General features: G+C 72.9%; 23 protein-coding genes. 12 read left to right on the top strand and 11 right to left on the bottom strand.

From position 1 onward, the window contains the following. The first annotated feature begins 6 nt into the window (after nucleotides 1-6). Genes KIT14_00810 through KIT14_00800 form a run of 3 tightly spaced genes read left to right on the top strand, consistent with a single transcriptional unit; the run spans nucleotide 7 to nucleotide 2,183 of the window. Complete coding sequence (locus KIT14_00810; GenBank protein MCW5889068.1) at nucleotides 7-729, top strand: queuosine precursor transporter; 723 nt, start codon at nucleotides 7-9, stop codon at nucleotides 727-729. A gap of 12 nt (nucleotides 730-741) precedes the next feature. Then, entirely contained in the window at nucleotides 742-1,467 is a 726-nt protein-coding gene (locus KIT14_00805; protein ID MCW5889067.1) for an SDR family oxidoreductase, read from the top strand. A gap of 11 nt (nucleotides 1,468-1,478) precedes the next feature. Then, nucleotides 1,479-2,183, top strand: coding sequence for an SDR family oxidoreductase (locus KIT14_00800; protein MCW5889066.1), 705 nt, complete (start codon nucleotides 1,479-1,481; stop codon nucleotides 2,181-2,183). Between the two features lie 82 nt (nucleotides 2,184-2,265). Here KIT14_00800 and KIT14_00795 read toward each other — a convergent pair whose 3' ends face one another. After that, a complete protein-coding gene (locus KIT14_00795) occupies nucleotides 2,266-3,135 on the bottom strand; it encodes a TIGR03619 family F420-dependent LLM class oxidoreductase (GenBank protein ID MCW5889065.1) in 870 nt (289 codons plus the stop codon). Between the two features lie 156 nt (nucleotides 3,136-3,291). Between KIT14_00795 and KIT14_00790 the strand changes: the two genes are divergently transcribed. After that, the gene (locus KIT14_00790; GenBank protein MCW5889064.1) at nucleotides 3,292-3,687 is read left to right on the top strand and encodes a cupin domain-containing protein; all 396 of its coding nucleotides are present in this window, start codon (nucleotides 3,292-3,294) and stop codon (nucleotides 3,685-3,687) included. Nucleotides 3,688-3,727: 40 nt separating this feature from the next. Beyond that, nucleotides 3,728-5,203 (top strand): PAS domain-containing protein, encoded by a 1,476-nt coding sequence (locus tag KIT14_00785; GenBank protein ID MCW5889063.1) that lies wholly within the window; start codon nucleotides 3,728-3,730, stop codon nucleotides 5,201-5,203. 161 nt (nucleotides 5,204-5,364) lie between these two features. On the opposite strand, the gene KIT14_00780 is transcribed toward KIT14_00785, so the two are convergent. Next, nucleotides 5,365-5,610 carry a hypothetical protein gene (locus tag KIT14_00780; GenBank protein MCW5889062.1) on the bottom strand — a complete coding sequence of 82 codons (246 nt, stop codon included), beginning with the start codon at nucleotides 5,608-5,610 and terminating at the stop codon, nucleotides 5,365-5,367. A 204-nt stretch (nucleotides 5,611-5,814) separates the two neighbouring features. On the opposite strand from KIT14_00780, the gene KIT14_00775 reads away from it, so the two are divergent. Together KIT14_00775 and KIT14_00770 are read left to right on the top strand one after the other, a co-directional pair. Beyond that, entirely contained in the window at nucleotides 5,815-6,978 is a 1,164-nt protein-coding gene (locus KIT14_00775) for a phosphoserine transaminase (GenBank protein ID MCW5889061.1), read from the top strand. Between the two features lie 14 nt (nucleotides 6,979-6,992). Beyond that, on the top strand, nucleotides 6,993-7,871 hold the full coding sequence (locus KIT14_00770; GenBank protein MCW5889060.1) for an alpha/beta hydrolase: 879 nt from the start codon (nucleotides 6,993-6,995) through the stop codon (nucleotides 7,869-7,871). 46 nt (nucleotides 7,872-7,917) lie between these two features. On the opposite strand, the gene KIT14_00765 is transcribed toward KIT14_00770, so the two are convergent. Further along, entirely contained in the window at nucleotides 7,918-10,155 is a 2,238-nt protein-coding gene (locus KIT14_00765) for a hypothetical protein (GenBank protein ID MCW5889059.1), read from the bottom strand. 130 nt (nucleotides 10,156-10,285) lie between these two features. On the opposite strand from KIT14_00765, the gene KIT14_00760 reads away from it, so the two are divergent. Beyond that, complete coding sequence (locus KIT14_00760) at nucleotides 10,286-11,320, top strand: Dyp-type peroxidase (GenBank protein ID MCW5889058.1); 1,035 nt, start codon at nucleotides 10,286-10,288, stop codon at nucleotides 11,318-11,320. An 18-nt stretch (nucleotides 11,321-11,338) separates the two neighbouring features. On the opposite strand, the gene KIT14_00755 is transcribed toward KIT14_00760, so the two are convergent. The 6 genes from KIT14_00755 to KIT14_00730 form a co-directional block, all read right to left on the bottom strand. Then, complete coding sequence (locus KIT14_00755; GenBank protein ID MCW5889057.1) at nucleotides 11,339-11,638, bottom strand: hypothetical protein; 300 nt, start codon at nucleotides 11,636-11,638, stop codon at nucleotides 11,339-11,341. Between the two features lie 20 nt (nucleotides 11,639-11,658). Beyond that, on the bottom strand, nucleotides 11,659-12,738 hold the full coding sequence (locus KIT14_00750) for a tetratricopeptide repeat protein (GenBank protein MCW5889056.1): 1,080 nt from the start codon (nucleotides 12,736-12,738) through the stop codon (nucleotides 11,659-11,661). A gap of 36 nt (nucleotides 12,739-12,774) precedes the next feature. Then, the gene (locus KIT14_00745) at nucleotides 12,775-13,284 is read right to left on the bottom strand and encodes a hypothetical protein (GenBank protein ID MCW5889055.1); all 510 of its coding nucleotides are present in this window, start codon (nucleotides 13,282-13,284) and stop codon (nucleotides 12,775-12,777) included. 773 nt (nucleotides 13,285-14,057) lie between these two features. Further along, on the bottom strand, nucleotides 14,058-14,978 hold the full coding sequence (locus KIT14_00740; GenBank protein MCW5889054.1) for a DUF222 domain-containing protein: 921 nt from the start codon (nucleotides 14,976-14,978) through the stop codon (nucleotides 14,058-14,060). Nucleotides 14,979-15,231: 253 nt separating this feature from the next. Further along, nucleotides 15,232-16,857, bottom strand: coding sequence for an AMP-binding protein (locus KIT14_00735; protein ID MCW5889053.1), 1,626 nt, complete (start codon nucleotides 16,855-16,857; stop codon nucleotides 15,232-15,234). 39 nt (nucleotides 16,858-16,896) lie between these two features. Next, entirely contained in the window at nucleotides 16,897-17,388 is a 492-nt protein-coding gene (locus KIT14_00730) for an AMIN domain-containing protein (protein MCW5889052.1), read from the bottom strand. Between the two features lie 111 nt (nucleotides 17,389-17,499). On the opposite strand from KIT14_00730, the gene KIT14_00725 reads away from it, so the two are divergent. The 4 genes from KIT14_00725 to KIT14_00710 all read left to right on the top strand — a co-directional run bounded on the left by KIT14_00725 (nucleotide 17,500) and on the right by KIT14_00710 (nucleotide 21,296). Next, on the top strand, nucleotides 17,500-18,990 hold the full coding sequence (locus KIT14_00725) for an aldehyde dehydrogenase family protein (GenBank protein ID MCW5889051.1): 1,491 nt from the start codon (nucleotides 17,500-17,502) through the stop codon (nucleotides 18,988-18,990). Between the two features lie 84 nt (nucleotides 18,991-19,074). Beyond that, a complete protein-coding gene (locus KIT14_00720; protein MCW5889050.1) occupies nucleotides 19,075-19,959 on the top strand; it encodes a siderophore-interacting protein in 885 nt (294 codons plus the stop codon). Nucleotides 19,960-20,105: 146 nt separating this feature from the next. After that, nucleotides 20,106-20,564: an SAM-dependent methyltransferase gene (locus tag KIT14_00715; GenBank protein ID MCW5889049.1), complete on the top strand. Its 459-nt coding sequence runs from the start codon at nucleotides 20,106-20,108 to the stop codon at nucleotides 20,562-20,564. A gap of 81 nt (nucleotides 20,565-20,645) precedes the next feature. Further along, nucleotides 20,646-21,296 (top strand): response regulator transcription factor, encoded by a 651-nt coding sequence (locus tag KIT14_00710; protein MCW5889048.1) that lies wholly within the window; start codon nucleotides 20,646-20,648, stop codon nucleotides 21,294-21,296. Here the strand turns inward: KIT14_00710 and KIT14_00705 are convergent. Beyond that, nucleotides 21,277-23,130 (bottom strand): ATP-binding protein, encoded by a 1,854-nt coding sequence (locus tag KIT14_00705; GenBank protein MCW5889047.1) that lies wholly within the window; start codon nucleotides 23,128-23,130, stop codon nucleotides 21,277-21,279. The two genes, KIT14_00710 and KIT14_00705, sit on opposite strands and share 20 nt — an antisense overlap. Next, nucleotides 23,127-24,230, bottom strand: a complete 1,104-nt coding sequence (locus KIT14_00700) for an adenylate/guanylate cyclase domain-containing protein (GenBank protein ID MCW5889046.1) — start codon at nucleotides 24,228-24,230, stop codon at nucleotides 23,127-23,129. The genes KIT14_00705 and KIT14_00700 overlap by 4 nt, the downstream gene beginning before the upstream one ends. Nucleotides 24,231-24,232 lie beyond the last annotated feature (2 nt).

Here is a 24,232-nt window from a genome sequence, read left to right as displayed (position 1 = left end):
GCGGCGATGACGACGCAGGCGGCGCGGGCAGCGCATCCGGCCCCGATTCGGCACCGGCGGGCGTACAAGTACTACGACCTCGTGATGGCCGCGTTCGTCACGGTGCTGCTGACGGCGAACCTGATCGGCGCGAGCAAGGTCGTCACCGTCGGCGGCTTCACCTTCGGCGCGGGCATCCTGTTCTTCCCGCTCTCGTACATCTTCGGCGACGTCCTCACCGAGGTCTACGGCTACGCGCGCTCGCGCAAGGTCGTGTGGGCCGGCTTCTCGGCGATGATCTTCGCGTCGGTCGTCAGCTGGGTGGTGGTCGGGCTGCCGCCGGCCGAGGGCTATCCGCACCAGGCCGCCCTCGAGCAGGTGTTCGGCAACACGCCGCGCCTGGTCGCCGCGTCGCTGCTCGCGTACTTCTGCGGCGAGTTCGTGAACTCCTTCGTGATGGCGAAGATGAAGGTCTGGAGCGAGGGCCGCTTCCTGTGGATGCGCACCATCGGCTCCACGCTGGCGGGCGAGGCGGTCGACTCGCTGATCTTCTACCCGGCGGCGTTCCTCGGCATCTGGGAGCCCGCGCTGGTCGTGCAGGTGATGATCGCCAACTACTTCCTCAAGTCGGGCTGGGAGGTCGTCATGACGCCGGTCACGTACCGTGTCGTGGGGTTCTTGAAGCGCGCGGAGCACGAGGACTTCTACGACCGCGACACCGACTTCAATCCGTTCACGCTGAAGGTCTGAGAAGGGCGGGACATGGCACTCGAGGGACGGGTGGTGATCGTCACCGGCGCGGGCCGCGGCATCGGCGCGGCGACGGCGTCGCTGCTGGCCGACGCGGGCGCGCGCGTCGTGCTGGCCAGCCGCACGGCGGGCGAGATCGACGCCGTCGCCGCGGAGATCGCGGCGCGCGCCGGCGCCGATCGGGTGCTGGCCGTGCCGACCGATCTCGCCGATGAGCAGGCGATCGTGCGGCTGGTCGCAGCCACGCTGTCGCACTTCGGCGACCTGCACGCGCTCGTGAACAACGGCGCCACGTTCCGTGCCGCCCCGGCCGAGGAGCTGACGGCGGCCGACTGGGACGCGGTCATGGACGTCAACGCGCGCGGCACGTTCCTCGCCAGCCGCGAGGCGCTGCGTGCCTTCCGGCGTCTCGGGCACGGCGGCGCGATCGTGAACCTGAGCTCGCTCGGCGGGTTGCGCGGGACGCCCAAGTTCGCCGGCTTCACGGCCTACTCGGTGAGCAAGTTCGCCGTCGTCGGGCTGACCGAGTGCCTCGCCGTCGAGGGCCGGCCGCTCGGCGTGCGCGTCAACTGCGTCGCGCCGGGCGCCGTGGAGACGCGCATGCTGCGCGAGGCGGCGCCGTTCCTGCGCACCGAGACGTCGCCCGCGCAGGTGGCACGGACGATCCGCTTCCTCTGCGACGACGAGGAGTCGGGCGCGGTGACCGGCGCGGTGCTCGAGATCCACAGCAACCTGTGACGGAGGCACGTATGGACTTCACCGATCGGGTGGTCGCGATCACGGGCGCCGCGGGTGCCCTCGGGCGGGTGGTGGCGCAGGCGTTCGCGGCGCGCGGTGCGCAGCTCGTCCTCGTCGACCAGCGCCGCGAGGCCTTGACCGACGTCTTCGGCGCCGCCGCCGCGGGCCGTCTCCTCGCGCCGACCGATCTGCTCGACGCGGCCGAGGTGGAGCGCACGGTGCGGGAGGCGACGGCGCGTTTCGGGCGCCTCGACGTGCTGTGCAACGTCGCCGGCGGCTTCCGCATGGGCGATCCCGTCCACGCCACCGACGACGCGACCTGGCGCTTCCTCTTCGACGTCAACGTCACCACGCTCGTGCACGCCGTGCGCGCCGTGGTCCCGGTGATGCTCCAGGGCGGCGGCGGGCGCATCGTCAACGTCGGCGCCTTCGGGGCCCAGCGCGGCGCCGCCGGCATGGGCGCCTATACGGCGGCGAAGAGCGCGGTGCAGCGGCTCACCGAGGCGATGGCCGCGGAGCTGCGCGAGCAGGGCATCAACGTCAACTGCGTGCTGCCGAGCATCATCGACACGCCCGCCAACCGCGCCGCGATGCCCGACGCCGACCCGCGCCGCTGGGTGGCGCCCGAGGACCTGGCGGCGGCGATCGTCTTCCTCGCCTCGCCGGCGGCGCGCGCCATCCACGGCGCGGCGCTGCCGGTGACGGGGCTCGTGTGAGCCTCACTCGCCGTCGCGCGAAGCGGCGAGCGCCTCGAGCTCGGCGTGGGCGGCGCGAATGCGCGCCGGGCTCCGTTGGCGCCTACCGGGTCGAGGCGATCACGTCGTCGGCGTAGCGGCGCAGGTAGTCGATCTTCTCGCCCACCGGCGTGTCCGGCATGTGGTAGGGATCGCGGAAGCCGACGATGACGTCGGTCACGCCGAGGTCCTCGAGCATGCGGATGCCGTCGGCGGTGTAGGCGTGCAGCGAGATCACGTGGATCTCGAACGGCTCGCGCTCGCGCCCATACTCGCGTCGCAGCTCCGCCAGCCGGCGGAGATATCCGACGAGGAGCTCGTGATCGCCGCCTGCGTGCATCCAGCCGTCGCCCAGGCGCGCCGCGCGGCGCAGCGCCGGCTCCGTGTGCCCGCCGATCAGGACCGGGACCGGCGAGGGCGGCACCGGACAGATCTTGATGCTCGGCACCGTGTAGTGCGCGCCCTCGAACGCGAAGTACCCGCCGCGCAGGAGTCCGCGGACGATGGCGATCATCTCGTCCATGCGCTTGCCGCGCGTCTTCCACGCGGTGCCGGTGACGACGAAGTCCTCGGGCCACGGGGAGAGGCCGACGCCGAACCCGAAGCGGCCCTGCGTCATCACCGCCACCGACGCGACGGACTTCGCCACCAGCACCGGCTGGCGGATCGGCAGCTTGACGACGAAGGTCGTGAAGCGGAGCCGGCTCGTCACCGCCCCCATCGCGGGGATCAGCGAGAACGGCTCGATGAACGGCTTGTCCTCGAGGAACTCGCGGTTGCCGTCGGGGGTGTACGGATACCGGCTGTCCGAGACCTCCGGGTAGCAGATGCTGTCCGGGACGATGAACGTGTCCCACCCGGCGTCTTCGACCGCCCGCGCGAGCGGCAGGTAGTGGGCGGGGTCGCAGAGGGCTTCGGCGTAGGAGAACCGCATCGTCGACGTCCGTAGCGCGGCCGTGGCAGCGGCGCCAGGCGTGTCGCCCCCGGGTGCCGGGGGCTCCCGGGCCCTGTCACGAAATGCCGTGCTGGGTGGTCCTGCGTGCAGCGAACGGCGATGCGCCTCCCGCACTCGCCGGAGAACGGAGGAGCCATGGACGCACGCCTGCTCGCCGCGCTCGTCGTCGCCTCGTCGATCGCCGCTGCCGGCGCCGCCGAGCCGGGGCGGGTCACCGATCTGCTGACCCGGCCGCTCGCCGGCGTGCCCGGCAAGGAGGTCACCATGATCACGGTCGACTACGCGCCGGGCGCGGTCGACCCGGTGCATCGTCACGACGCGAGCGCGTTCATCTACGTGCTCGAGGGGACGATCGAGATGCAGATGGAGGGCGGGGAGATGGTCACGCTCCGCCCCGGCGAGACGTTCTACGAGGACCCGACGCGCGTGCACCTCGTGGGGCGCAACCCGAGCGCCACCGCCCCGGCGAAGTTCGTGGTCTTCCTCGTGAAGGACCAGGGGGCGCCGATCCTGATCCCGGTGGAGCGCTGATCTGCTCGTGGTCCGGTCGAGCGTCGAGGAGCGGGCGAGCGTGTTCGATCAGCACAGGCCGCCGTCCGGCGACGGGCCGGCGAGCGCGGTGCTCGACGCGCTGCCCATCCTCGCCTGGCAGCTCGACGTCGATGCGACGGCGCGGTCGTTCAACCGGCGCGCGCTGGACTACCTCGGCCGGTCGCCCATGCCGGCGGTGACGCGTGACTGGCGCGCGGCCGTTCACCCCGGCGATGCCCCGTTGCTCGACGCGTTCCTGGCCGCGCTGGCCACGAGCCGCGAGCCGCGAGAGATGGAAGCGCGGCTGCGCCGGCACGACGGCGCGTATCGCTGGTTCCTGGTGCGCGCCGCGCGCGCGGAGGGAGGACGCGGCTGGTGGGTCGCGGCGACGGACGTCGACGAGCGACGTCGCACCGAAGACGACCTGCGCGCCAGCGAACAGCGCTCCCGCCGGATCATCGATCGCATCCCCGGCTGGGTCTGTACGATGACCGGGGCGGGCGAGCTGGAGCTCGTCAATCGCCGCATCGCCGACTACTTCGGGCTCGAGCGCGAGCAGCTGCGCGACTGGGGTGCGCTCGTGCATCCCGACGAGCGTGCGGGCGTGCTGGACGCGTGGACCCAGGCCGTGCGTACGGGCGACCCCTACGAGACGGAGCATCGTCTCCTCGGCGCCGACGGCGCGTATCGGTGGTTTCTCGCGCGGGGCCTGCCCGAGCGCGCCGCCGCCGGTGCCGTGGTCCGCTGGTATGTCCAGCTCACCGACATCGAGGACCGCAAGCGCGCGGAGCACGCGCTCCAGGCGCGCGAGCGCGAGCTCACGGCGTCGATCGCACACGAGGTGAACCAGCCCCTCGCCGCGGTGGTGAACAACGCCGAGGTCTGCCAGATGCTGATCGCGGCCCCGACGCCGGACGTTGGCGAGATCGGCGGCGCGCTGACCGACATCCTGCGCGATGCGCGGCGTGCGTCCGCGATCGTCGCGCGCGTCCGCCAATTGGCCATGACGGCGCCGTTCGAGCCCGCGGTGCTCGACCTGCGTGACGTCGTCGCCGACGTCCTCGGGCTCGCGGGGCACGAGACGCGGTCGCGCCGCGTGCGCATCGAGGCGACGCTGCCGGACGACGCGCCGCTCGTCCGCGGCGACCGCGTCCAGCTCCAGCAGGTCCTGCAGAACCTGATCCTGAACGGGCTGGACGCCGTGAGCCAGCTCCCGGAGCCCCGGCGCCGGCTCGCCATCCACGTCGGCCGGGAGACGATCGACGGCCGCCCCTGCGTCGTGACCGCCGTCGGCGACGCGGGCGTCGGTGCCGGTCCCGCGACGCTCGCGCGTCTGTTCGAGCCGTTCTACACGACGAAGACGCGCGGCATGGGCATGGGACTCGCCGTCAGCCGTTCGATCGTCGCGGCGCACGGCGGCGATCTGTGGGCGGAGGTGAACGACGGGCCCGGCATGACGTTCTCGATGCGGCTGCCGGTGGTGGACGCCTCGATCGGTAGCCGTGAATCGCGCTGACGCCACGATCCGCGCGCCGTACCGCCCTCGTCCTCCACGATCTTCTTCGCGGTGCCGTTCGACGAGATCGGTCACCTCGAGGGCGCTCGCCGGGTTGGGCCAGGCGGCCCCTTTCTCCCCCTGCCTGGCTGCAAGCCACGTTCCGGACGCGCCTTCTCGGCTCAGGTCGGAGCGTAGAAGACGACGACGAGCGCGACGATGGCGATCGCCACGAGGCAGGCGATCACCATGGCCGTGGGGACGCGCGGCGCGTCGGACGCTTGCTGGTCGCGATCCAGCAGCGGGCCTTCCGCGGACTCGCCGCCCACGGCGAGCGTGTCCTCGGGACGCGTGAAGCTGCCCTGCGTGCCGGCGTCGTCGGGCGGCGCCGCGCGCGGATCGACGGGGGATGGCGTGCGCTGCGGCATGACTTCCTGCGCGTGCAGGCCCCATGCCGGCACGCCATGCCCGCGGATACTGCGCCCGCCCACGCGGCGGCGGCTCGGATTCTACAAACTGCGCCGGGCGCGCGGATCACGGCGACCACCGGTTGGTCGCGACGCAGCGGCCGCCGTTGCATGGTCCTGGCCGGGATCGTAGGCCTGTCCTTTTCCGACGGAGGACGCCCCGCGATGAGCACGCCGCCCAAGCCCGAGCACAAGCCGACCAACCCCTGCTTCTCGTCGGGGCCCTGCGCGAAGCGTCCGGGATGGTCGCTGGCTGCGCTCGCCGACGCGCTGACGGGACGCTCGCATCGTTCCAAGGCCGGCAAGGCGAAGCTCGGGCGCGTGATCGAGCTCAGCCGTTCGATCCTGGGCATCCCGGCGGACTACCGCGTCGGCATCGTGCCGGCGTCGGACACGGGCGCGGTCGAGATGGCGCTGTGGTCGCTGCTCGGGCCGCGCGGCGTCGAGCTGCTCGCCTGGGAGAGCTTCGGGCAGGAGTGGGTGACCGACGTCACCAAGCAGCTGAAGCTCACCGACGTCACGGCGCGCGTGGCGGGCTACGGCGAGCTGCCCGATCTCGCGGCCACCGACTGGTCGCGCGACGTCGTCTTCACCTGGAACGGCACGACCTCCGGCGTGCGCGTGCCCGACGGCGCGTGGATCCCGGCCGACCGCGGCGGCCTCGCCATCTGCGACGCCACCTCGGCCGCGTTCGCGATGGAGCTGCCGTGGAGCAAGCTCGACGTCGTCACCTGGTCCTGGCAGAAGGTGCTCGGCGGCGAGGCCGCGCACGGCATGCTGGTGCTCTCGCCGCGCGCGGTCGCGCGGCTCGAGAGCGCGCCGCCGCCGCGCCCGCTGCCGAAGATATTCCGGCTCACCAAGGGCCAGAAGCTCATCGAGGGCATCTTCCAGGGCGACACCATCAACACGCCGTCGATGCTCGCCGTCGAGGACGCGCTCGACGGCCTCACCTGGGCGCAGGGCATCGGCGGGCTGCCGGCGCTGCGCGCGCGCAGCGAGGCGAACCTGGCCGCCATCGTCGCATGGGTCGATCGCACGCCGTGGGTCGACTTCCTCGCGGCCACGCCGGCGACGCGCTCGTGCACCTCGATCTGCCTCGCGATCACCGACCCGTGGTTCACGGCCCAGCCGAAGGAGGCGCAGGCGGAGGCGGCGAAGAAGCTGGCGTCGCTGGTCGAGAAGGAGGGTGCCGGCTTCGATCTCGCGTCCTATCGCGACGCACCTCCCGGCATCCGCGTCTGGGGCGGCGCCACCGTCGAGACCGCGGACGTCGAGGCGCTGCTGCCCTGGCTCGACTGGGCCTTCGCGACGGTGCGGGGCCAAGCGTGACGGCGGACGCCGACGTGACGGGGATCCTCACCGCCCGGGACGGCCGGCATCTCGCCTACTGCGAGGTCGGGGACCCGCAGGGTCGCCTCGTCCTGCACAATCACGGCGGTCCGAGCAGCCGGCTCGAGGCGCGGCTGTTCGCGGCCCCGGCGGCGAAGCACCGCGTGCGCTTCGTGTGCGTGGATCGGCCCGGCATCGGGCAGTCGAGCCCGCAGGAGGGACGCACGTACGCCGGCTGGGCGGACGACCTGACCGCGGTCGCCGACGCCCTCGGGCACCGGGAGTTCGGCGTCACCGGGTGGTCGGAGGGCGGTCCCTGGGCGCTCGCGGCGGCGGCGTACATCGACCCGGCGCGGCTGCGCCACGTCGCCAGCATCGCCGGCGGCAGCTACGGTGCGTTCGGCGACGACTGGGCGGCGCGGCACCTCTCCGCAGCCGACGCGCTCGGCGGCTTTCTCGCGCTGCACTTCGAGCCCGGCTTCCGGCTCATGTACGCCGCCATCGGGCTGACCGCCGAGCACCTCCGCGCGACCTACATCGCGCAGCTGCGGAAGGCGGTCGGCGACTACGATCGCCGCATTCTGCTCCGCCCGGACGTCGAGACGGCGTTCTCCGAGGCGAGCGCCGAGTGCTTCGCGCAGGGCAGCGAGGGGCTGGTCCGTGACGCCGAGCTGCTCTATCGCCGCTGGGCCTTCGAGGTGACGGCCATCACGCGTCCGGTCCACGTGTGGCAGGGGCTCGCCGACACGCTCGTCCCGCCCGCCGTCAATCGCGAGGTGGCCGAGCGGATGCCCGGCGCGGTGTGGCATCCCGTCGAGGGCGCCGGGCACTTCGTGGCCGTCGGCGCGGCCGACGAGGTGCTCGCCGTCGCGGCCGCGGAGCTCGGCGCGTAGCCGGCGCTCGGCACCGTGCCGGGTACGTGGGCGTGCTCGGACCTCGTCACGGGCATCGCATCGTCGCCCCGTTCGTCGTCGTCCGGCAGCCCGCGAACGCCGTGACGCCGCACTGGCCGGGCGCCGCCGCCGGCGCCCCGAACGCGAGCCGCGCCACCAGCGGCGCGCCGGCGGGGGCGGCGCCGAGCGCGAGGCCGCGGGCCTTCAGCTTCACGCGCAGCGTGCCGGCCGGCTTGATCGCCTTCACCGTCGCATTGACGATGCCGCTCGCCGCCGACGGGGCGCGATACTTCCACGCCGTGCCGCCGCCCTTCGCCGACCAGGCAGGGCCCGCGGGCGCCGTGAGGTCGGCGAGGACGACGCCGGTGCCGGTGGTGAGGACGAGGTTCATGCCGCGTGCGACCAGGTCGAGCGGCGGGGGCGTCGTCACCGCGACCGTGCCGCCGAGCTTGAGCTGATCGTCGCTCGCCGGCGTCTGCAGCTTGGTCAGGGTGAGCCGCGCGCCGCCGAACGTCGACGGGTCGGGGCAGGCGCTGGTGTCGGCGCCGCGCTCGATCTCGAGCAGCATCACCGCGTAGGGGGCGAGGTCGACCTCCTGGATCTGTGCGAGATTCGACACCAGCTGCGTGTCGAGCTGCCGTAGCCGCTCCGCCGCGATCGCCGCGTTCAACCCTCCCGCGACCCAGGCCCCATAGGCGTTGTTGTTGGCGGCGTCGATGAGCCAGCGCCGCACGCGGTAGCCGCCCGTCGAGGAGAAGCCGTCGACGGCGAGCGTCACGCGGCTCCGCTCGGTGACCAGCGCGCGCTGCCGGTAGAAGACGACCTTCATGCGCTCGAGGTGCGCCTGCTCCGAAGGCACCGCCGTGAGCGCGCTCACCGCGATGGCGTTGCCGAGGTAGGCCGCGAGTCGCGTCTGTCCACCCCAGCGCGCGAAGTCGGCGGGGCCGTACCCCATGTCGCGGAGCACCTCGACGGCCTGACGACCGGGGCTGGTCACGTAGCTCCACAGGAGCACGCTCATGCGGTCGCCCTCGACGCCAGCCATCGCGTACACGTGCGGGAAGTGCTCGTCGGCGCCGTCGGCGTGCGTGAGCCCGACGGACACGAGGGTGCGCGGCATGCGGCCGACGATGGTCTGCGCGTGATAGATGGCCTTGCGCAGGCCGTGCTTGTTCTTGTTGGTGCGCAGCCCCCAGTCGTGCGGGAACTCGAGGCTTCCGCCCCAATCGGCGTCGTCGAGCTGGTACATCGCCTGGTAGCCGCCCTCGCCGCCGTCGGCGAGGTGCGCCATGAAGGCCAACGAGTAGCTCGCGCCCATCTCGTTGTCGGTCTGCCAGCAGCCGAGAGGCGACGGCGGCGACGGCCAGCTCGGGTCGTCGCGCTGCTCGTTGGGCTCCCAGCAGGCGGACAGCGGGTTCCAGCTGCCCACGATGATCGGCAGGGGCGGAAAGCCGTTGGCGGCGAGCAGCTCGTGCACCTGCCGGTTGGCGCGCCGGCCCTGCTCGGGCGCATTGCCGAACAGATGGTAGCTGACGAAGTCGGGCCGGATGCCCTCGGCCGCCGAGAACTCGAGGAATGCCTGCATGACGGGCACCGACTCGCCGGGCTTGATGCTCTCGGGTCCGCCCGCCGGCTCCGGTCCGCCCACGCGCGCCGCGGGATCGGCGCTGCGCGCCCCCGCGACGAAGTGACGCCAGGTCTCGAGGAAACTCGCCTGGGTGTCGGTCCAGAAGCACGGGGCGTCCGGCTCCTCCCAGAACTGATACCAGACGTTGGTGAGCCCGTGGGTGACGTTGAAGTGCGTCACCGTGGCGGCGATCGCCGCCTCCCAGAGGGCCCACTTGGTGGGGTCGGGGGCGACGGTCTGGTAGGTGGGCCACTCCTCCTCGCAGCCCGGCGGCATGGCGGTGACCTGTGACTTCGAGATCCACCGCGGCATGCCGTGCACCTGTAGGAGGAACTGCGCTCCGCTCTCGGCGGTGAGCCTCGCCACGGTAGCGAGCCCGCTCTGCTGGAGGCGGTTCTGGTAGTCGGCGAGGCTGGTCGATGGGCCGAGGAGCAGCTGCGTCGACTCGACCACCAGGCCGTGGGAGCGTCCCGCGTCGACCGCAAAGTCCTGCTTCATCTGGTTGCTCGTCCAGCCGAAGAAGGCGGAGGGCTCGAACCAGGTCGGCAGCGTGCCGGCGGCCGTGTCGCCGCGCACGGTGAGCGTGATGTGCTCGGCGCGCGCCGGCAGGGCGAGGAGCGGCGCGACGAGCAGGACCAGCATGCAGTGTCTCAGCATCGTCGAAGGCCTCCTGCAGTGTCGTCGCGATAGTCCGAGACGGCGGGGCTGCCGGTCAAGGAGTTTTTTCGCGGTCGCGTTTGGCGTCCGGCGGTGCGGCGGCATTGCAACATGCCCACCGTTGCGTACGATGCCGCCGCCGATGGCTCCACCGCAAAGTGCGATTCAAGCTGGCCCCGGGCGTAGCGCCCGCTTCATCGTCCTCGAGGTGCGCCCCGACGGCGAGGAGCGGGTGCGGGAGGCGCTCGCCGCGGTGCCGAACCTGGTGCGCGCGGTCGGCCACCGCGACGAGGCGATGGGGCTCAGCTGCGTGGTGGGGATCGGCGCCGACGCCTGGTCACGCCTCCAGCCCGGGTACAGCCGACCGGCGCAGCTACATGCCTTCCGGGCGCTGGCCGACGGCGGGCGCGTCGCCCCCTCCACCCCCGGCGACGTTCTGCTGCACATCCGCGCCGAGCGCGAGGACTTCTGCCACGAGCTCGCCCGCCTGCTCCTCGAGCGTCTCGGCGACGCGGTCACGGTGGCCGACGAGACCCACGGCTTCGGCTACTTCGACAGCCGCGACCTGATCGGCTTCGTCGACGGCACCGAGAACCCGACGGGCGACGAGCGCGGCGCCTTCACGATCGTCGGCGAGGAAGATCCCGACCACGCCGGCGGCAGCTACGTCACCGTGCAGCGCTACGTCACCGACCTCGGCGCGTGGCAGGCGACCTCGACCGAGGCCCAGGAGGGCGTCATCGGGCGCACGAAGATCGACGACGTCGAGCTCGAGGACGAGCGCTGCCTGCCGACGGCACACAAGGAGCGGGCGAAGATCGTCCGCGACGGTGCCGAGCAGAAGATCCTGCGCCACAACCGCGCCTACGGCTCGGCCCGTGAGGCGGGCACGTACTTCATCGCCTACGCCCGCGACCTGTCCGTCACCGAGGGTATGCTCGAGCGCATGTTCGTCGCCGACGCCGACGGCAACTACGACCGCCTGCTCGACTTCTCGCACCCGGTGACCGGCGTCCACTTCTTCGCCCCGTCGCAGGACGCGCTCGAAGCGCTCGCCGATCCGGGGCCGGCCCCGGAAGCGGAGGCCGCCCTGGCACCGGAGGCCGTTGCGGCGCCGCCGGCGGGCGACACCTCGCTCGGGATCGGCAGCCTGCGCCCGCGCTGAGACGCGGGCGAGCCCCGACTAGCCGCTGATCCGACGGCTCACGAGGGCGGCGATCTCGCTCGCGACAAGCGACAGCTGATCGGGCGCGCTCGGCACCTGGAAGCCGAACACCGTCGTCTCGGTGGGGGCGTCGACGACCTGATACTCGCCGTCGTGGCCGCCGTCGTGGACCAGCCCGACGCGCCCAGATGTGCGGCCGAAGCGCAGTCCCTCCGTGTCGACGAGGTCCGATCCGACGGTGCCGACGGACAGCGACAGGACCATGAGTCCCGCCGCCGCGAGGCCGCGTGCACGAAGCTGCGCTGGTCTCGGCGCCATCCGGGTCGCCGACGCTCGGCTCAGCGCCCGGGGCGCACCTCGCCGAGCGACATCATGCGAAAGCCGTCGCGCGGCCAGTCACGCTCGCGGGCTCCCTTGCACAGCACGCGCGACCACGCGACCCACGCTTCCCACGAGAGGCGCTTGTCCCACGGCGTCGCCCACTGCACGAGGACGCCCTGCGCCGCCGACGCCTCGTGCGCCGCCTCGTCCCAGGCCTGCCGGTCGACGAGGAGCTGGGCGAGCAGGACGTGCGGCTCGGCGATGAACGGGTTCGCCGCGATCGCCTCGCGCAGCGCCCGCTCGGCACGCTCGCCGTCGTCCTGCAGCGCCATGTCGCACGACACCTGCCAGTAGAGATCCCGCGCCGTGACCTCGGCGTCGCGCGAGATCTCGACGCTGCAGCGCTCGAACACCGGCGGCAGCGGCGCCACGCCGCAGTGCGCCGCCCGCCGCCCGAAGCGCGAGCTCATCGCCATCCAGAGCCCCGGGCGGAAGTCGCCGGGCCAGAGCGCGTGCGGACCGCCGCGGCTCGTGCCGTCGGCCTCCGGCGTGCCGAACAGGCGATCCTGCCAGCCGAAGAACTGCTCCGCATAGTCGGCCATGGTGACGATCAGGAACACGCCGAGGTCGTGCCGCGAGAGCTGCACGCTCTCGTCACCGCCGTGCAGCCCGACACGGATGCCCTCGGCCGGCGTTTCGAGATCGCCGAAGAGCAGCTCCTCACGCCGGATCGAGCAGAACAGATGGACGAGCCGCTCCGCTTCGTCGCCGATCAGCCGGCGGAGGTCGGCGCGCTCGCCGTGCGCGGCGTCGAACACCTTCATGCGCACGACGCTGTTCGAGTAGACGCTGTGCATGAGCCCGAGCCGACGCACGTCGGGCGGCTGCCCCCAGGCGGCGAGGATGCGCCAGACCCCGAGCAGGTGCTCGTAGAACGTTCCGTGCTTGTGCCAGATCTCGTGCGCGCCCTGCCGCCCGAGCACGGCGAGCATCTCGTCGAGCCGCGGCTCCAGGCGGGCGTGGTCGTGGCGCAGGAGGTCGAGGATGTGTGGGGGGAGCTCGCCGGTGTCGACGGCGACGACGGGGGCGTTGGTCACGGGCGACGGCTCGCACGGGGGCTGGCGCCGGTCAAGCTACGGCGCCAAGCGGCGGCTACCGCTGCGGTGCGTACCGCATCGCGACCAGTCGGGCCGTATCCCGTCCGCGCCACCGCCCGCCGCTAGACGGCGGCCGAACCTGACGAGAACTACGATGACGACGAGAACTACGATGACGAAGAGCTGAAGAACCGGAGCGATAGCGAACATGCCCTGGCCGCTCGGCACGTAGCCGAGGATCAAGAGAACACCAACGGCAACGGCCATCGTCACTGCTAGTGCCACGATGATGGGTGCCCCGAGGCGTACAAGACCAGGCAGGCGGAACTCGCCTACGAGCAGACTACCGTTCGTACCGTTGGGTCGTATGACCCCTTCAAAGACGGCCCCGAACGACGAATGCGTCCCCGGCCGTTGGCGCCAGGCGTTGACGCGGCCATCGACGATGGTACCGACCGCGCCGCCGGTGACGTAGCAGTCGCGCCCGCTTCGCTTCAGGTTTACGCCGAGGCGCGAGGATGCCTCCCCGGGCGTGAGCGACGTCACCAACTGCCAAGGTACGCGTGTGCTCAACGCGTCAACGGCCCAGCGACGGCGCCCGCGGGGGCAGTGAGGCGACCGGGGTGCTCCATGGCCTACCTTCTCGGGAACACGCTGGGACCAGTCGCTTCCTGCGACGTCCCCTGACAAAAATGCATCTACCCGATCCCAGCGATTCTCGCATTCGGACCATAGCGAACTCCTCGCGCGCACCGTGAGGCAGTAGGCAACGTAGTACTGTCCCGCGGCGCCAACGAACTGCGAACGCCCCTTCATTACACTCTCGCGCTAGGCATCCCGGTTCGCGGCCCGACAACCAACACCCGGCACGCCGGCCGGCTCGCCACCGAGTCGCGAAGCATTCCAGCTTGCATACTGCCGGGGAACGTCCCTGGACAAGGGCCGCGGCGTGGCTCGCCACGCCGGATCGACGCGGTGCCGAGGGGCCTTCGCCCGCCGCGGCGCTGCGCCGGGGCCGGCGGCGTGGGCAGCAGCGCCCACACGATGTGCGCATAGTCGGGCCGCCGCCCGTCCCACTGCGAGGCCCCCGTCATCGCATCGATCGCGACGCCGGCATTCCCCGTCCGCAGCGCGGCGACGGCCTCCGCGCCGCCGCCGGCCCGCTGGTCGCACGCCGGCATCGGCGTGCCGTCCCGCCGCAGGAACTGCAGCGTCCCCGCCTCGCCCGCCACGACCGGCATCCCGTACTCGTGCACGAAGGTGTGGTGGCGCCGGCAGAGCGACACGAGGTTCGGCAGCGACGTGGATCCGCCCCGCGATCACGGCACGATGTGGTGGCCGTCGACGCGGCGGTTGGTGCAGCCCGGGAAGCGGCAGCCGCCGTCGCGCAGGTGCAGCGCGCGGCGCAGCAGGGTCGGGATGGTGCGGCGGCGCCGGCCGACGTCGAGGACGTTCCCGCGGGAATCCTCCGTCACCGCGACGACGGTCGCGTCGCACGCCAGGCGCGCGCCGGTCGCGTCGGGCAGCACCGTGCCGTCGTCGAGGGTCGTCCCCGCGTCGACGTGCACCACCAGCTCCACCGGCGGGGCGGCGTCCGCGGAGCCCGCGAGGTACGACTCGAGGACGGCCACAGCGCGTCCGCCCGTCGACATGGCGCCCCAGGGCTTTTCCGCGGAAACGTCGCCGCGCGACCAACCGCGCGACGCCGCGACCTCCAGCGCCCGCCGCAGCAGCGCCGCCTCCTCCGCCCGCACCTGGATGTCGAAGCGCACGAAGCCCGTGCCGGTCTCGCCCTCGCGGAACCAGCGCACGTCCTCCTCGTCCTCGGGCCCGGCGTCGTCGACCTGTGTCACCCGGCGGTAGCCGCGGCAGATGCGCTCGAGCTGCGACGCGGTCGATGCGCCCGCCATGGCGAGCAACGCGGCCTCGGTCTCGGGGGTGGCGACGCGCGTGAGGGCGCGTACCTTCGAGTAGCTGACCTGGCCGCGGCGGAGCGCGTCGGCGATCTGCGGGAGGTCGCGCAGCCCGCGCGCGACGCGGACGTGCTCGCGGGCGGCGCCGAGCTCGAGGCCGATGCGCCAGCCGAGCCAGTGGGCGCAGCTGAGCGCGCCTTGATCGGCCCAGGCGCCGGCGGCGTCGAAGTCGCCGATCAGGACGAGGAGGCGATGGGTGGCGGCGTCGAGGTGGGCGGCGAGCTCGGCGATCTCGTCGCCGAGGCGCTCCTCGTCGGCGTAGGTCATGCACGAGGCGTAGCATGGGGTTTTCGGACGCCGTCCGATGGCGCGAGCGGGGCACAGGCGGCCGGACGGATCGCGCCAGCGGCGCTACGCGAGGGCGCGTGTAAGCGACGCGCTGCGTGCGCGAGAAGGGACGTCTGGTGTGAGGACGGGCCGCGAAACAGGCGCCCGGCGAAAAGCTGTCGATACCTTCGTGCGGAACATGCTCGAGCGCCGGCGCGGCGGGCGGCGAACACGCGGCGCGCCGCGCCCGTCGTCACGCCCCGGCCGCGTCGCGGAGCCGCGCGCGCAGCTGGTCCTTGCGCACCTTGCCCGTGGCGTTGCGCGGCAGCTCCGCCAGCAGCTCGAGCTGCTCCGGGATCTTCTGCCGCATGACCCCGCGCGCCTCCATGTGCGCGCGCACCTCGGCAAGCGTCAGCCCGCCGGCGTCGGGCTTCAGGACGACGCACGCGCACACGCGCTCGCCGCTGGCCGCGTCGGGCACGCCGACGACCGCCACGTCGGCCACCTTCGGGTGCGCCGCCAGATCGTCCTCGATGCTCTTCGCCGAGAGGTTCTCGCCCTTGCGGATGATGACGTCCTTGCGCCGCCCGGTGATGCGGATGGCGCCGCGCGCGTCGGCGACGCCGAGGTCGCCGCTGGCGTAGAAGCCGTCGGCGGTGAAGGCGGCGTTCAGGGCCGGGTCGAGGTAGCCGACGCAGAGCTGCGGGCCGAACACCAGGATCTCGCCCTCGGTGCCCGGCGGGACGGGATTGCCGGCGTCGTCGACGAGGCGCGCCGTGGCCCCGGGGACGGGGCGGCCGTCGGTGCCGTGCAGCGTCTCCGTCGGGTCGTCGCGGCGGCCGCAGCTCAGCATCGGGCACTCGGTCATGCCGTAGGAGCGGTAGACGAAGGCGTCGCCGCCGAAGCGGGTCTGGATCTGCCGCATCAGCTCGGGCGAGACGTCGGCCGCGCCCGAGCCGCTCGTCTTCACCGTGCGCACCTTCTCGGGTGTGAAGCTCGGGGCGGCGAACATGCCCTGGAGGATCGCAGGCGGGCCGCCGGCGGTGGTGACGCCGAGGCGCTCGATCAGCTCGACCGCAAGCGCCGGGTCGTAGCCGTCCATGTAGACGACGTGCGAGCCGCGCGCGATCGGCAGCATGACGTACATGAGCAGGCCGCCGATGTGGGTCAGCGGGAACTGGAGCAGGCTGACGTCGTCGCCGCCGGTGCCGAAGATCTCGGCGTGGTAGTGCAGCACCGAGCCGAGCGTCGACGGGGTGTGGAGGACGCCCTTCGGGTCGGCCGTCGTGCCGGAGGTGTAGAAGATGGCCGACACGTCGTGCGGCCCGTGCGGCGACGGCGGCAGCGGCGTCGCCGGGTCGGCCTCGAGCGATTCGAGCCCGCGCTGGCCGTCCAGCGGCTCGGCGCGCAGCGTGACGACGTGCTCCAGCGACGGCGTCGTCGCCTGCACCGCGCGCGCCATCGCGCGATGGTCGACGCCGCGTACGACGCCGGGCACGACGAGCACGCGCGAGCGCGTCTGGCGGCAGACGAAGCCCACCTCCTGCTCGCGGTAGATGGTGATGATCGGATTCGATATCGCGCCGAGGCGGTCGATGGCCGCCGCGAGCGCCGCCGCGCAGGCCCAGTTCGGCACCTGCCACGAGACCACGTCGCCGGCCGCGACGCCGAGGCGCTGGAGCGCGACGGCGAGACGCTCGGCGCGCCGCGCGACCTCGGCGAACGTGAAGCGGCCGCCCGCGCTCTCGGTGACGAAGACGCGATCGGGCGTGCGCGCGGCGCGGTCGGCGAGCAGCGTCGAGAGGGGCGGCTGCGGCCAGGCGCCGGTGGCCTCGTGCTGCGCGCGGCGCTCGGGGGTGGGCGGGCGGGTCGGGCGCATGCCGCTGCGTAGCGCACCCGGGCGGCGCGGCGCCAATCGTCAGTGACGCCAGTCGCCGGGCAGCGTCGGGAGCGGCTGCATGTCGGCGTCGTCGTAGTCGAGGTAGGGCGCGGCGCCGGGCTTCGGCAACGTGCGGGCCGGCGCGTCCGCGGCGGGCGGGTGGCTCGCGAGGCGGATATCGAGCACGCCGCCGTCCTCCGTCAGCGTGAAGGTGGTGGGGGCGGCGAGGTCGAGCACCACGCGCGTGGTGCTCGTATCGAACTGCCCGACGCGCACCCGCCGGAGCGGCCCGGCACCGGCCGCGCCGCGCACGCCGGCGGCGAGACGCGTGCCGGGCAGGTCGACGACGATGCGTGCCGGCTGGCCGTCGCGCGGCGGCAGCTCCTCGCTGCGCGCGACGACGGCACCGTCGAGGCGCAGGCGTACCACCGGGGCGTCGCCGCCCAGCACCTCGACGTGCTGGAGCGTCGCGGCCGGGGCCGCCGTGGCCGAGACCAGGAACGCGAGCGCGCAGAGGGCACGGGCGGGCATGCCCCTTCTGGCTTAACGGGCGCCCGTCCGGGTTGCGATCACCCGTCGCAGGCCGACGAGCGGGTTGCGACCACGGCCCGCGGGTGTGGACGGCTCGCGGCGGTGCGGGCTATGCGTCCCGCCCGGAGGGATCCCGCCGTGCAGACCGCTCGCCAGCTCATCGACGGCCGCCAGGCCGACGCGTCCACCGGAGCCACGTTCGACGTTCCCAACCCCGCCACCGAGGAGATCATCGGCAAGGCGTCCGACGCGTCGGTCGAGGACATGCAGCGCGCCATCGCGGCGGCGCGCACGGCGTTCGACGAGGGGCCGTGGCCGCGGTCGTCGAAGGCGGAGCGGGCCAGGGTGCTCGAGCGCATCGCCGACGCGATGGAGCGCCGCAAGGAGGAGATGCGGCAGATCCTGATCGCCGAGGCGGCGGCCACCTACGTCACGCACGGGATGCAGGTGGAGACGCCGATCGAGGCGCTGCGGCACTGGGCCGAGCTGGCGCGCAGGTTCGAGTTCGAGGAGCCGCTGCCGCAGCGCATCTCGCAGGGGCACATGGGGCCGCAGCTGAACTCCGGCGTCGTCTACCGCCAGCCCGTCGGCGTCTGCGCGATGATCCCGACCTGGAACTTCCCGGCCTACGTCTTCGTGCAGAAGCTCGGCCCGGCGCTGGCGACGGGCTGCACGTCGGTCTTCAAGCCGTCGCCGTGGAGCGCGCTGATCTCGCAGTTCCTGATCGAGCTGATCCAGGAGGCGGACCTGCCGCCCGGGGTCGTCAACGTCGTCCTCGGGCAGTCGAACGCGATCGCCGAGACGCTGGTCTCCGATCCGCGCATCGACAAGGTGAGCTTCACGGGCAGCGTCGCCAACGGCCGCAAGATCATCCACGCGTCGGCCGAGAACCTGAAGCGCGTACACCTGGAGCTCGGCGGCAAGTCGGTCGGCATCTACCTCGACACCGACGACGTCGAGATGAACGCCATGATCGCGAGCGGCCCGGCGATGTTCCACGCCGGCCAGGGCTGCGCCATGGCGACCCGCGTCCTCGTGCACGAGTCGGTGCACGACCGCTTCGTCGAGAACATGGTCGGGTTCTGCCGCAACGTCGTCGCCATCGGCGACCCGGCCGACCCGTCGTCGATGCTCGGCCCCGTCATCCGTCCCGAGCGGCGGGCGTCGATCGAGCGTCACATCGAGATGGGCAAGGCCGACGGCGCGACGCTCGCCACCGGCGGCGGGCGGCCGAAGGACAAGCCGAAGGGCTGGTTCGTCGAGCCGACGGTGTTCTGCAACGTCCGGAACTCGCACCGCATCGCGCAGCAGGAGGTCTTCGGGCCGGTGGTGTCGGTGATCCCGTTCAAGGACCCCGACGAGGCGGTGCGCATCGCCAACGACTCGAGCTACGGCCTCGCCGGCGCGATCTACGCCAAGGACGTGAGCGCCGCGGTACAGCTCGCGAAGCGCATCCGCACCGGCGTGGTGTGGATCAACAACGGCATCAACATGCTCGACGGCCCGTTCGGCGGCTTCAAGGAGAGCGGGCTCGGCCGCGAGGGCGGCAAATGGGGCATGGAGGAGTACACCGAGATCCAGCAGATCGCCTGGAGGGTGTGACGACGCCGGCCCTGCGAAGTAGGTGCAAGCCTTTCGAGAATTCGCCAATCCCACCCACCGCGCCGCGGTGCCACGATGGGCATCATGTCGGGAGCCGTCGCCTATCGCCTCTTCGACGTGCAGGTCGTGCGTCGCACGCCGCTGTCGCCGTCGCTCTGCCGGTTGACGTTCACCGGGGACGCCGTCGCCGACATGGGACGGCGCGCCCCCGATCAGCGCATCAAGATATTCTTCCCTACCCCCGACGGCCGGCCCCCGGCACTGCCGCCGGACTGGCTGCGCGTCTATCCGACGCTGCCGCCGGCGGCGCGGCCGCCGCGGCGCACCTACACGATCCGCGCGCTGCGGCCGGCCGCGGCGGAGGTCGACGTCGACTTCGTGCTCCACGGCGACACCGGGCCGGCGTCGGCGTGGGCGACGAGCGCGGCGCCCGGCGATCGCGTCCAGATGGTGGCGCCCGACGGCCGCTTCGATGGGGATCCCGGCGGCTACGAGTGGCGTCCGCCGCCGCGGCTCGAGCGGGTCCTGCTCATGGCCGACGAGACGGCGCTCCCGGCCCTCGCCGGCATCCTGGAGGAGCTCGCCGCCATGCTCGCGCCGCCGCGCACGGAGGCCTTCGTCGAGGTTCCGTCGGCGGACGATCGCATCGCGCTGCCGATCTGGCGCGGGCTGTCGCTCGCGTGGACGGCGCGGGGGCACGCCGAGCCCGGCGCGGCGCTGGTCACCGCGGCCGCGCGCGCCGAGCTGCCGTGCACGGCCGCTCCAGCGTCGCCGCTGCCGGACGAGAACCTCGACGTCGAGCTGCTTTGGGACAGGGCTGCGCCAGCGGACGGCGGCTTCTACGCCTGGATCGCGGCCGAGGCGGGCGCGGTGAAGACGATCCGCCGCATCCTCGTCGCCGAGCGCGGCGTCGAGCGCAGCGCCGCGGTGCTGATGGGCTACTGGCGTCGCGGTCGCGCGCTGGAGTGAGGCGCGCCGGCCGGCCGGGTGGTGCGAGGGGTCGTGCTCGGCCAGGAACAGAGCGCTCGAGCGATCCGCGGTGATCGGAAGGAGCCCCTGCTACGCCGGAGGCGTGACGGGTGGCGCCGCCGGGATCGGCGGGCTACCTGGCTCCCATGATCACGATCGCTCCGGTCGCCCACGTCCGCGGCAGCCGCACCGACCTCACCGACGACGCCTGGGGCGACGTCCGGTCGCGCATCGAGCTGGTCGACGACCTCCCGGCCGAGTCGCTCGACGGCCTGGACGAGTTCTCCCACGTCGAGGTGCTCTTCCACTTCCATCGGGTGGCGGAAGACGCGGTCCACCGCGGCGCGCGTCACCCGCGCGGCAACCCGGCCTGGCCGCGCGTGGGCATCTTCGCGCAGCGGGGCAAGGATCGCCCGAACCGCCTCGGCAGCACCATCGCCCGCATCGTCGGCCGGGAGCCGCGCGCGCTCCTCGTCGAGGGGCTCGATGCCGTCGAGGGCACGCCGGTGGTCGACCTGAAGCCGGTGATGGCGGAGTTCCTGCCGCGCGGCGAGGTGCGGCAGCCGGCCTGGTCGCAGGAGCTGATGGCGCGCTACTGGCGCTGAGGCGATCCCGTACGGGACGCTCCCATCGTCAAAACATCCGATGGTCGGCGCGGGCCGGTTCGCGCTAGGGTTCTCGCCCGGATGGTCCATACGGTTCTGATCGTGGAGGACGAGGCCCGGACCCGGCAGCGCCTCGAGCGGGCGGTCGGGCGCGTGCCGGACCTCGCGCTGATCGCGGCCGTCGGGTCGGTACGCGAGGCCCGGGCGGTCCTCCCCGAGCAGGTGGACCTGATGCTCGTGGATCTGGGCCTGCCCGACGGCGACGGCGTCGACCTCATCCGCGAGGCGCGCCGGCTCGCTCCGGGTACGCGCACGATGGTGATCACGGTCTTCGCCGACGAGCAGCACGTCATGCGGGCGATCCGGGCGGGCGCGCAGGGCTATCTCCTGAAGGACGGCTCCGCACAGTACCTGGCCAATGCGATGCTCGAGCTGCTCGCCGGCGGCTCGCCCATCAGCCCGGCGATCGCGCGGCACCTGCTGCAGAGCGTGCAGCAGGCCGCGCCGCGGCTGCCCGACGGGCCGGTGCCGCAGCTGAGTGCGCGCGAGCTCGAGATCCTGTCGCTGATCGCGAAGGGGTTTCGCGTGCCGGAGGTCGCCGAGCTGCTCAAGATCGCCGACCGCACGGTGACGACCCACGTCCAGCACATCTACCGCAAGCTCGAGGTCTCCTCGCGCAGCGAGGCGATCTACGAGGCCGTGAATCTGGGTCTCATCGACCTGAAGGGCTGAGCCCCGCGCCGAGCGGCAGGCGCAGGGCGACCGTCGTGCCGCCCTCGCCGGAGCGCACGCGCAGGCGGCCGCCGAGCTCGTGGGCGCGGCGCTCCATGTTGTCGAGGCCGCGGCCGCGCCGGACGATCGGGCCGAAGCCGCCGCCGTCGTCGCGCACCGTGATGGTGAGCGCACCGTCGTCGACCACCGTCGTCACCTCGATGGTCGTCGCGCGGGCGTGCTTCACGGCGTTCGTGATCGCCTCCTGGAGGATGCGGAGCACGCTCAGCATCTGCTCGGGGCCGAGGTGCTTCGGCGTCGGCGCCTCGCCCACGCCCCAGCGGAAGCGGATGCCCTGACGCTCGAGCGCGGGCTCGAGCCGCTCGCGCAGCGACGCCAGCAGCGTCGGCACCTCGGTGAAGCCGGCGTCGAGGGAGAGGATGACGAGGCGCAGCTCCTCGAGGCCGTCGCGCAGGGCGGCGACGATCTCCGGGTCGGCGTCGTCGGCCGATTCGGCCAGCGCGAGCGACGAGACGAGGTGGCCGCCGAGCCCGTCGTGCATCTCGCGCATGAGCCGCTGGCGCTCGCGGCTCAGGATGTCGCGACGCTCGAGCTCGCGGCTGCGGTCGAACTGGCGTGACAGCTCGGCCTCGCGCTCGCGCACGCGCTGCTCGAGCGTCTCGTTGAGCGCCAGCGCCTGGCGTAGCGTGCGCACGTAGCGCAGGGCCAGCGTCGTGCCGAAGGCGAGCATCATGCACGACACGGTGTAGGGCAGCGTGTAGCCGCCGCCGCGCCAGAGCCCGAGCTGGATGCCGAGGTCGTGCGCGCTGAACGCCAGCTGCGCGAGCCAGGCGCCGAGGTAGATGCGCGCCTCGAGCGGCGACAGCGACCTGCGGTAGATCCACGAGAGCGCGGTCACGTAGGCGCCGATCAGCGTGATGGCGCAGTGGGTGACCATCATGGTCTCGGCGAACCAGGCGCGTGGCGTGAACGCCGCCGCGAGCGCCGCCACGATGCCGAAGACGACGAGGCTGCGCTCGGTGCGCGGTCGCCGCACGCCGAGCAGCCGATGGAAGAACAGCGCCAGGAACACCGCGAACTGGTCGAGCGCCCCGTTGACGAGGCGGTCCCACGCCCAGTGCGACATCGGCAGGTCGCGCACCCAGTAGTTGAGGCTGTTCACCGTCCAGGCGGCCGTCGACGCGAAGAAGCAGCCGTAGAGCGGGGCGAAGCCGGTGCTGACCCACACGGTGCCGATGCCGAGCGCGGTGACGACGGCCGCCACCGTGCCGATCTTGGCGAGCGTGACCTGGCGGAAGTACGCCCACTCGTACCGGCGCACGAGCGCGTCGTGCGGGCCGACCCAGATCGGGCCGAGGCGCCCGAAATGGTCGGCGTAGGCGTAGAGGAGGACGTCGATGGTGCTCGCCGCGTCGCCGAGTCGCGCGGCGGGGAAGGGGAAGTACAGCGGCCGGTTGAAGTTGTGCGCCACCGGCTCGGTGAACGAGCCGCCCTCGCCGATCCACTCGCCGTCCACCCAGACGGCGGCGTTCATGTTGACGTCCGGCAGCAGGATGCCGCAGCGCCCCTGCTCCCCGTCCTGCGCGGGCAGCGTGAAGCGGTACCAGGCGAAGCCGCCGGCGTCCGGAATGCGCGCCCGCCAGGCGTCGGGGAGCTGCACCGGCGTCAGCACGGCGTCGGCGGGGAGCGGTCCGCCGGTCGGGCTCGGCGCGAAGCCCGCCTCGTGCAGCTCGATCGCCGTACGCGGGCAGCCGCCGGCGCCGGCATGGGCGGCGAGCCCGAGGACGGCGAGGCAGGCGGCCAGCAGCAGGGCGCGCGTGGGCACGGGGGTCACGCGGCCGGCGCCCGCTCCACCGTCAGCAGCGACACCGGCGCGTCGAGGCCCTTCACCATGCGCTTGCCCGCGGGCGCGAAACGCAGCCCGGCGCCGCCGTGCGCGGCGACGTCCTCGGTGACGAGCAGCTCGGACGGCACCGCGAGGTCGGCGACGCGGGCGGCGAGGTTCACGATCGGGCCGTAGTAGTCGCCGCCGCGCACCAGCACCTCGCCGACGGCGATGCCGCCCCGGGGCGTGACCGACGCGTCGCCGGTGAAGCGCTCCACCAGGGTGAGGGCGACGTCGCCCGCGGCGGCGGGGTCGACGGTGATGAACATCACCGCGTCGCCGATCACCTTGACGAGCCGTCCGCCGCCGGCGGTGACGACGTCGTGCGCGGTGTCCTCGAAGCGCTCGACCACGTCGCGCAGCTCGCGCGGCGACATGCGGGACGCGAGCGGCGTGAAGCCGACGAGGTCGACGAAGCCCACCGCGAGCCGGGCGGTGTCGACCGACGCGCGCGGCCGCGCTTCGCGCAGGCGCCGCGTCGCCGCGGCCATGTGCGAGCGGAAGAGGAGCTGCATCAGGGCTTCGACGTTGCCGAGCGACTCGACGGCCCGGAGGTTCTGCTGGGCGAGCTCCAGCTCCGGGCGGCCCTCGTCGCGCATCGGGCCTTCGACGTTCACCTGGAAGAGCGACACCGCCGCTTCGGCGATGGTCGCCAGCGACGCCCCGAGCGTATGCGTGAAGCGCCGGATCGGCCCGTCGCCGAACAGGGCCTCGCCGCCGTCGAACGCGGTGAAGAGCAGGGTGTCCGACTCGGTGTAGGCCTTCTCGTGCGGGCGCACCCGCAGGCCCGCGGCCTGGCTGAGGCCGATGACGCGGTCCTCGGGCCAGCCGACCCGCGCGCCGAGTTCGGCGGCCGTCATGCGTGCTCCGGGGCTGAGCGCGAGGTCACCCGCCAGACCGGTGAGCGACGCTTCGCGGTCCGCGCGCACCATCTGCGCGATCGTGATGCCGCGCGCCGCCAGCCACTCGAGCAGCGCGAGGCGGCCGCCGGCCCCCGGCGCCGCGGGGTCGTAGAGCCCGGCGGCCTGGTACGACGCGGGATCTCCCATGT

The sequence above is a fragment of the bacterium genome (genome assembly GCA_026129405.1).
Taxonomy (GTDB): Bacteria; Desulfobacterota; Binatia; order DP-6; family DP-6; genus JAHCID01.
This window is presented reverse-complemented; position numbering and strand designations above follow the sequence as displayed.